Here is a 9,223-nt window from a genome sequence, read left to right as displayed (position 1 = left end):
TGATAGCCCACCAGCGTGTCAATCGGCACCACCCCGATCGAGTACCCGGGCTCGGTGGCGTGCAACGTGTCGACCACGGCGGTTATTTTTTGGAGCTTGGCCTGGAATTCAGGAACGTTTTGAGCCTCCTTCGCGCCCTTGGTGCGTGAAACCGGCCGGAATTTCAAAACCGTCGTCGCGCCGTTGATGGTTGCCCGAAGAACATAAAACTGCGACGAAATGCCGCGCGTGTCTATCGATACGGAGTAATTTCCCCTGTTCTGCGTGCCGTTCATCACGTCTCTCACGAACCGGCCGGCAAGGTCATACAGGCTCATCTTTACCAATGCTTTGTCAGGAAGCACGCTGAACAACACTTTTCCTCCCAAGAATACCGGCTTCGAATAGGCGGCGCCCCTCGCGGCATTTGGCCCCCTCATTACGTCGGCGGGAACGCAGACACCGGAGCCCAGCTGGTATTTGCCGTTGGCATCCGTGGTCACCAGATACGGCATGGGCCCGAACCCGTAGTCCTGCGTTGCCTGGCCCAGCCTGAGCACCGTGTGGGTCAGGGGATTTCCGGCAGGGTCAGTCACCTTGCCGCAAATGTTGACGGTCTGGGAAAAAACGGATCCGGCGAAAAATGCCGCCGTCAGAAACACTGCTGCTGACCTTTTCATTTCACCCTCCCCCATTTATTGGTGAATAAAATGTAAATTGATTGGAAATTGCCTTAAACGCAAAAGCTCAGTAAAGTGCGGATGGTTGATATGATCGCACATACGCCATTTCGGAAATCCGTTCTACTTGAGAAATATAAGGTTTCCTGCGATAATTGTCAACGTAAACGGAGCTTGAGAAGGGGCTTTCGAACACGTCGCCGTCAACAAAAGGACGCCTCTTTTCAGAAGCGGTGAACGGCAAGAAAAAACTTTTTGGTCTTGACGATACGGAACCCGTGTCTTTTTTATCATCCAAGCCGGAAAAGACCTTAAACAACCGTCGCAAACACGGAGTTCAGCATGGCGTTCACCTTCCCGGTGAGCGCGGCCTGCGCCTGCGGTGACAAATGAGAGTTTGCGGAGAACAGAACAAAGGAAGAGTATTGGGTGAGCGTCATGACCAGAAGCCGCAGGGCCTCGTTGCCGTTTCGGGACGAGGCGGCTGCCATGGCGGTGACGCTTGCCGGGTCCAGGCGGCCGTCAGCCTCCAGCGCCAATTGCTGAAGAGCACGGCTGCCGTGCGAGCCGTCTTTGATGTATTGGCGGCAGATTTCCGTCAGCTTCGCTTGCGGAAGAGCGTCTTTGACCGCCGAATAGATTACGGCCAGCGCTTCGTTGAAACAGGCCACGACAACGTTCAGGTCACGGACACCCGCGGCCTCGCCGGCGACCTCCACCCGGCCGCGCTCAATGAGCTGGCGCGCGATGCGCACCGCCTCCAGCCTGCCCAGTGACAGCATGCTCGTGATCTCCGCAACGCTTCTTTTTCCGTCCACGCATTCCAAAAAGTTGCGCATCGACACGGTATCATCGTTCTGCGGCGACTGGTCAACGGCTTGCGCGCGCCGGCGCCTGAGGACCGCGGTGTGCAGCCGCGCCCCTTCGTCGATCTCACGCACGGCGTCCATCACCGTCGCCTGCGTATCGAGGCACAGCAGCGCGGGCAACCGCCCCACCTCCAGGTCCGCCGCAAAGGAATACGAGCCGTGCGTCAGCGCGATGACATCATGGCAAATCCGCTCCGTCCGGCGCACGAGCACGCCGAATATATCCGCCTGCCTCACCAATCCCTGCTCCACCAGCACTTCGCCCAGCTTCTTGCCGAGGGCCTGCCCGGCAAGCGCCTTTTCGAGCTGGGGTCGGGTGATGATGCCCTCGCCCACCAAGTATTCGCCGATGAGATCGCGCGTGGATGCGGAGTTTGCCATGCGCAAAGCGCCGGCCTCGAAGCACAAATCCCGCTGGACGCCGTCGCTTAACGTATAGAGAACCCCGCTGAGCCGTGCGGTGGCGATAAGGTTCGCGACCTCCGCGAGCCAGCCAAGGCCCCGTATGGTCCCGGCCATCAGAAGCGGCGGCGCCCCGGCCTTGCCCCCGCGCTGCAGCAGGAGCATCCCCGCCGTGGCCCCGGTGAGCATCCAGTCGCCCGGGAAAGCGCCGAGCGCGCGCAGCGCCTCAGGATCGGCGACGCGGACATTTCCGGTTTTGTCAATGGTCAATGTTATCGGCCGTTTCGTCATCAGCCATGCCCCGAGACGTTTTAGTACCACGGCACAATGAATTTTTTAATGGCTTACACCATAAGAATTATAAAGTTATTGCGCTATTTTATCCATTGAAAAATATTTTCCCCGGACATCAAATTGAACCTTATTTCCGACATATATTTTCATTAGGTATTTATTTTTCTTCCATGGCAGCGCAAATCAGCGTATCAATTTAAATTTTGGATGGGGCCATGACACAATTTAGACCCGCTGAAGAATCGGACAGGACGTCCATTGCTTCCATTCTGGATTCCTCCTTTTCCAAGATCTACGCCTATTACGCGAAAAAATCATTCACCGGCTTCGAAAACGCCCTGGTTGCCCTGATTGATGAGAAAGTAATCGGCGTCATCAATTGGCGCGTCTATGCAGCTCCCGGCATCTCCATCGGGTACCTTTTTTGGCTTGCCGTGCTTCCCGGCTGGAGAAAGAAGGGAACGGGCACGGCGCTCATGAAACGGGCCATGCGCTTGATCTACGAGAAAAACGGGCCAATTGACATTTACACCGCCGCGGAGAAGAACAACAAGATTTCACGGAAGCTGATAGAAAAAGAAGGTTTTATCATTGTTGATAAAAAGGAAGTTAGGCGTCAGTACGGCAGAAATTATTCGGCCCTTTTCGGGGAAATGATGGTCATGCCGTGGGAATGCCTTTATGTAAAACACCCGGCCTGAATCGCCGGGTCAACCCGCACGTCCGCATATATTATTTTCATTTCCAGACGAAATTACGATTCTGTCGGTAGTGTCCTGTTGGGAACCTTCCGGTAAAATCCATGCAAGGAGGACATCAAATGGAAGACGATCTCTTCGGTCTTGAGAGAAGAAAGTATGTGCGGTTTGAAGTAGAATTTTCCCTGAAATACCGGATCACGCTGGAAAACGAGAAAAAGCCCTTTACCGATTGGCTGCACGGCATGGTCGAGAACATAAGCCTCGGCGGCATACGGTTCAATTCGACGCTCTCGAATAAGCAGATAGATGCCCTCACCGAAGAAATCGTCGTTATAGTCCTGGAACTCAAGCTGCCCGGCAATGAAACCCCGGTGACCTGCGACGCGGCACTCAGATTTTTTCAGCGGGGCGCCCCGGCCAATGATGACGTCCCGGTTGACATCGGCGTTGAGTTCGTAGGGTTGACAGATAAGAACAGAAGCTCTATTTCGCAATTCCTGCAGAAAATTCACCTGGATTCGTAGACGGTTGTTTTCTTCCGGGGCTAAAGGGCGCCCTCAACATCATCGCCTGAAGATACGCGGGTCGGCCGGCTTCAGCCATTTTAATATTTCATCGCTTTCTTCCTGTAAATTAACAAATCTTTTCCCTTCGGAAAACGAAGCGGTAAGCCCGTTAAACAGTCTTTCGTTCATCAGCAGATTCCCATTTCCATACGTCAGCGAAACAGGGGCGTTTTCCTTTTCGGAAAATCGCTCGCCCAAAATATCCCTGGGCATTTCGGCGCCGGAGAGAGAAACCGAGCGGAGGAACTTGTCGTCATCGGCGGGGAACGGGAAAGACACGGAAACCGCCTTTTTCCCGTCCGGGTCGAAGGTGAGGTGGTCGGTATAATATTGTTCGCCAACATTTAAAATTACGAAATGTTCTCCGGAAGGAATCCGAAATGCATATGACCCGGGCTTTTCGATTTGCCCGACATTGTTTCTATCGACATAAAGAATGATGCTGTCCGACGCGGCGCTTTTCGGATCAACGGAAATAAAAACAGTGCTGTTCAGCGCCACATCCGAGATTCCCGACGCCCTTTCGCCCAGAGATGAAAAATCATATTGGCGGTTCGCGGTTTGAACGCCAAAGGGCCTGTGAATTTCATCTGCCGAATTATGAACGGCGCCGCACGACCCTTGGGACGGTTCATCCTGGGAAGGTTCGATAAGTTCCACCCGTTGCCGGGTGGACGCGCAAGAATATAATAGGCAGAAAAGCACCAAGAGGAAATGTTTTACCATATAATTATATTCCAATTTCCTGACGTCGGAAAAATCCGTCGCCCTTCCCTTTTTCCTGGCGTCCCGCCGTCACCGAATCTCCGCTTTCCCCGCCGGCTCTTTCCCCGCCCTTTACGAATGCAACATACGATTTAAGGAGCTTTTTGTCACCCTCGGCGATTTTTTAACTTGCATGAATGGTCAAGCAGATATTAAAAAAAATACCAGCCTCTTTTTCAGAAGCGGAGGCCTCAACTTTATCCGACGAAGAACTACTTTCCTGCGCCATTGCCGGTGCAGGGCCATCAGTGCGGAGGATGTTGCCGTTCGTGTTCGGTATGGGGATGGGCGTTTCCTATGCTCAATAATTATTTGAAATTTGAATTCCTTCTGGAATTTCCAGGGCTCAACCGGATGACTTCTTTCGTTTAGGATTCTGCGGATACCACCCTTTCTCTACCCGCTTTCTTTGTTCAAAAAGCTCGACGATACACCATAGGAGTGTACATCCGGTGAAAGCCAAAATTGACCTGAAAGAAAAATTTTGGACAAAGCCTGAGACAATGAGGACAGCAACCCCGGCGACGGCAAACGCTGGCCAGATTCGAGTCCCAAAATAGTACTCACTCTTAATGAGAATCGGATGGAACAGGCCGATAATCAAGAATGCCAAAACGCCGACGATAATACCATCAAGATTGTATTGATTCATTGAACTAGCGGGAATTTCCTTTTCCGTATCTTTGATCCCAATACCACGTGAAAAGAGGCAAATTCACCCTTTTCCCGATCCTTTCGCCATTCCAGCGCCACGCCATACCTCAAAAATAAGGCCTCCTGAAATTTTTGTCAACAGCGGCAGAATTCCAATCATGGCTATTAGTCAAGCGATAACCGATATTAAAGCCCCCGCCTCTTTTCCGAAGCGGGGGCCTGCAATCAAATCTTCACTTGACAAGTTGAATGTCTAATTCCCCATCAGCACCACGCGCCGGACCGCAAGATCATTGCCGCCCGATGAGAGACGGATGAAATACACGCCGCTGGTCTGCGCGAAGCCGCGCGACTGATCACCCAGGAAAACCTGGTGCCAGCCCGCTCCGCAACGGCTTTCCGATACTTTCTTGATCATCCTGCCGTTGGCGCCGAGAATTTCAACCGATACCGGCATTGCCTGACCGATGAAATACCGTATGGTTTTGCCGTTGGACCAGATGTGGCATTCCGGAAGCGCGCGCTGCGCCGGCGAGCCGATCACCGCGTTCACCGGCGTGTCAAAAATCGGCACTTCCGTGACGGCGGGAGCAACCGTATACGATGCCGCGCCCTGGCCGAGTCCCGGCGACGTCGCGGTCACCGTGACCGTGCCGGTTGTAAAGGTCGAAAGCACCGCTATCTTGCACATGCCGCCCTCGGCCGACAGCTCGGGATCGCCCGGCGCGTGGACCGTGATGGCGCCCGGCTTGACGTCCTCGTCCGCGCCGCCCCGATAGGTGCCCGGCCCGGAAACCGCGAAGGTGATGTTGTGGCTGTCGGTGGGACACCAGATGCCCTGCGCGTCGACGACCGTGGCCAGAATGAACGCCGCGTCCGAGCCGTTGGCGGTGATCTGGAATTGACTGCCGTCCGGTTTCACCAGCGGCGGCTCCACGGTCAAGAGAATATGGTCGGGATTTCCCGCCGTCCTTAACGAATCGGAACAGACGACATTGCCGTTCGCGTCAAGCCCGTTGGCGCGCAGCGTCCCCGAGGCCCACGTCACGTTCCATTGGCATTGCGAAGGCATGAGGCTGCCGCCTCCGGCCGCGGGAACCACGGGACTGCCCTGCTGCTGGCCGTTGATCAGCAGACTGACTTTCGGGCAGTTGCTGAAGGCGTTGACCTGAACCGCGCCGGAGCGGTTCCAGTGATTGGCGAGGCTTACCACCGGCTTGACAGAATACGGCAGCCAGTTGGCCCGGTAAATTTTCGCGAGCATTTTGGGAATGCGGTTTTGGTCGAACATCGCCTCCTGGAAGCCCCTGCCGAGCCCGGTTTCACCGGGCGTCTCGGAGAAATACCAGTGCGCGAGCCCGAAACATTTCGCCTGCTGATACCCGTACCAGTTCTGGACAAATACCTGGGCAAAGCTGAGTTCGTTTGCGTAATCCCATCGGTAGGTGCGGTGCGTGTAGTCCCACTCCTCCGCGCCCCATATGGGATTCGCCGCATGTCCGTTTTTGAATCCGATCCCGCATCCCAGCCCGGAGCACGACCATATTTCGGCAATGTTGTTCGTGGCGGCCTGTCCGTATCCCCGGTCCGACATCCCATGATAACTTATCGGGTCCCAGACTTTTTGGATGCTGTCGCGCAGATACTGTTCGAAAGTTCCGTCGATGGGGCCGTTGCTGACCTCCCACGAAAGGATGGAAGGATTATTGCGGTCGCGGATGATCATGTCGCGGTGAACTTCGGTCTTGAGGATCCGTTTGTACATTGTATCGGGACCCGCCGCGATCTGCGCCGTTGCGAAATTCCCCTCGAGCTCGCCGCTGGGCTGCATGAGCATGATGCCGTACGCGTCGCACGCGGCGGTGAACTCCGGGCTTCCGGTGGAATGGCCGGGACGCCAGAGCCGACCGCCGTATTCGGAGCAGATTTTGGCGTCGCGCCACTGCTGTTCCTCGGGAACCGCGGTGGCGAGCGCGGGATAATCGTAGCGCGAACCCACGCCCCACAACTGGTGCATATGTCCGTTGATGACCGGCAGCCCGTTGTTGTCCCAAGTGATGACGCGGATGCCGAGCGGGCTCTTGAACGCGTCGACGGTCGTGGCGCCGATCTTGACAATATGATAAACCTTGTACATGTACGGCCCGCCAAAGGTGCTGGCGGCCGGATACCACAGGTGCGGGTTGGCAACGGTGTGGGTCTGGTCGAACACAAAGCTCTGCCCCGCGTCGATGGACTGCGTGCTCGTCTGGGTGGAGACGATGGTATTTGAAGCGTCCACGATCTCGGTGACGAGCGTGGCGTTCTGCGCGGTGGTGTACTCATTCTGAACGTGGGTCAGAACGCGCACCGTGGCCGAGGCGTCGCTGGCCGTTACGGCGCCCACGCAGGTTCCCCAGTTATTGACAACAGAATAAACGTTTGCCGGGATATACAGTTTATCGGTGATGTGCATCCACACCGGCCGCCACAAACCGTAGCAGCCCTGGCCGAACCGGAAATCGTAGGAAAAGGTCGGGGTCGAGAAAAACGCGGCGCCGTCCGCGATGCGCACCGCGAGAACGTTGTCGGCCCCGCCGAACGTGACATAGGGAGTAAGGTCGACGATGAACGGCAAAAACCCCACGACGTGCGTCGCGTTGGGGTTTCTCTGGCTGTTGCCTTTTATCAACGTGCCGTTGATATAGACCTGGCATCCTATATGCGATGCCTCGAACTCCACGAATATCTTCTTGTCGGAATATTTCTGGTCAAGCGTGAAATGCTTGCGATACCAGGAGATGCCGCCCATGTTCGGCGCGGGGCCGCCGGCGGCCATGTTGACGTAAATGTCGTTCTCGTTCCAGGTGTGCGGCAGCCCCACGTCGGTCCACGCCGCATCGCTGAACCCCGTGGTCTGGGCATTGGCCGGATCACCGCGGGAGAATTTCCACGGCGTGGCGCCAAAGTTGATTTTCACCCTGTTGCCCTGGTCGGTCTGCGCCTGCAAGGATGTCATTGACAAAAAAAGAACGGCAAGCATAAGCACAAAGAACTTTAAGTAATTCATGTCGTCTCCCCCTGTGAGCGTTAATCGGTTAATTGATGAATAATTTGATTTTCGAAATTATGGACGCCCCATTTATCCGGTATATGCGGTTTCCAGGGGCCTTGTATAATTGAAAATATAAGGTTTTTTCGGCTTTTTGTCCATTTTAAAAAAATGATTGAAGAACCCCACCCCAAGTGGCGGGGATTCTTCCTTGGCCATGGAAATAGAATATTTTTCTGTTGCCCGCTACCCCCGCGCCAAGTCGCGGGGAAAGCGCGGGCTGCGCCATTCAATCGAATGGATGACGAGTCAGTGCGAAATGGACGGCTTGAATGAATTGGATGGACTGCAGGTCATCTCCCTTGAAAAAAAACCCGCCTCTTTCCAGAAGCGGGGTCTCAGATCAATCGGGCGGTGACCTGCTCGTCCCTCAATGCACGGGCAGCACCATCGACGAAATTCCCGCCTGTGAATAAACCCGTACGAAATAGATCCCCGGCCCGAGAATATTCTTTCCGATTATACATGACGATGAAATCGCGGGCCGGCAATACACCGTTTTTCCCTGGGCATTGACGATTTCCAAACTGCCCATGCCTGCAACAAACCCTGAAATCACATACCCTGCCCCGGTTGTCGAAACGCGAAGTACGCTCCGGGAACCCGGAGCGACCCTTGCAAAAACTTCCGTGCAAGACAGTGAATTGCCAAAGATCACCTGTATGCTGTCGTATGCTGTGGAAGTGCCCCACGGGCAATAGGGATTGCTGGAAAATACCCTGTCGATTTTTAGGGGAATATACCGCAGGGGCAAATAATCGTTATACTTTGTCCGAAAAACGAGGAGACGGGTGTAGAGGGTGTCCGGGCCGCCCGGAATGACGCTTAAAGCGCCCGAAAGAACCGCCGACGCGGAGGAACAACTGGTGCCGGACAGGTTAACTTTGGTAAAAGCCGTTGTATCTGCAAGAATGGCGGTATCGGCTTATCGCGGCGATACAATTCCAAGGCTTCCTTGACACGTAAAAGGGCCTTTTGGAGGAGACCGCAAGAGTCGGGCAGCAGAAGCACATGCAGGTGCAGCCTTCGTAATAATTCCAGGAGAAATCAGGGTCGCCGGACAAGCATGATGGTGGGTCCGAGGAATTTTGATTTACAGTATAGGAAAAATCATATGGAGGCGCGGGTTCAAAACTTACCCATGAGTTGTTCGGCAACGTGACCGAACCGGCATAGGAAGAAAGAAAAAGCGCTGTCGAAAGGATGATACCTGAAATAGTAC

General features: G+C 54.7%; 7 protein-coding genes. 2 read left to right on the top strand and 5 right to left on the bottom strand.

The features are described 5' to 3' along the window. Both VLX68_17475 and VLX68_17470 read right to left on the bottom strand, forming a co-directional pair. Window positions 1–659 (bottom strand): hypothetical protein (locus VLX68_17475; protein ID HUI94033.1); only part of this gene is annotated, 659 nt, incomplete at its 3' end. 311 nt (window positions 660–970) lie between these two features. After that, the gene (locus tag VLX68_17470) at window positions 971–2,251 is read right to left on the bottom strand and encodes a DUF4388 domain-containing protein (protein ID HUI94032.1); all 1,281 of its coding nucleotides are present in this window, start codon (window positions 2,249–2,251) and stop codon (window positions 971–973) included. Between the two features lie 188 nt (window positions 2,252–2,439). On the opposite strand from VLX68_17470, the gene VLX68_17465 reads away from it, so the two are divergent. Both VLX68_17465 and VLX68_17460 read left to right on the top strand, forming a co-directional pair. Continuing rightward, window positions 2,440–2,925, top strand: coding sequence for a GNAT family N-acetyltransferase (locus tag VLX68_17465; GenBank protein ID HUI94031.1), 486 nt, complete (start codon window positions 2,440–2,442; stop codon window positions 2,923–2,925). A 119-nt stretch (window positions 2,926–3,044) separates the two neighbouring features. Beyond that, window positions 3,045–3,449: a PilZ domain-containing protein gene (locus VLX68_17460; GenBank protein ID HUI94030.1), complete on the top strand. Its 405-nt coding sequence runs from the start codon at window positions 3,045–3,047 to the stop codon at window positions 3,447–3,449. 39 nt (window positions 3,450–3,488) lie between these two features. Here VLX68_17460 and VLX68_17455 read toward each other — a convergent pair whose 3' ends face one another. The 3 genes from VLX68_17455 to VLX68_17445 form a co-directional block, all read right to left on the bottom strand. After that, window positions 3,489–3,992, bottom strand: a complete 504-nt coding sequence (locus tag VLX68_17455) for a hypothetical protein (GenBank protein HUI94029.1) — start codon at window positions 3,990–3,992, stop codon at window positions 3,489–3,491. 1,171 nt (window positions 3,993–5,163) lie between these two features. Then, window positions 5,164–7,959: a DUF4982 domain-containing protein gene (locus VLX68_17450; GenBank protein ID HUI94028.1), complete on the bottom strand. Its 2,796-nt coding sequence runs from the start codon at window positions 7,957–7,959 to the stop codon at window positions 5,164–5,166. 412 nt (window positions 7,960–8,371) lie between these two features. Continuing rightward, window positions 8,372–8,755: a hypothetical protein gene (locus VLX68_17445; protein ID HUI94027.1), complete on the bottom strand. Its 384-nt coding sequence runs from the start codon at window positions 8,753–8,755 to the stop codon at window positions 8,372–8,374. Between the last annotated feature and the right edge of the window lie 468 nt (window positions 8,756–9,223).

The organism is Chitinivibrionales bacterium (assembly GCA_035516255.1).
Classification (GTDB): Bacteria; Fibrobacterota; Chitinivibrionia; order Chitinivibrionales; family FEN-1185; genus FEN-1185.
The sequence above is the reverse complement of the archived record's forward strand: the minus strand, read 5'-3'. Positions and strand labels throughout refer to the sequence as shown.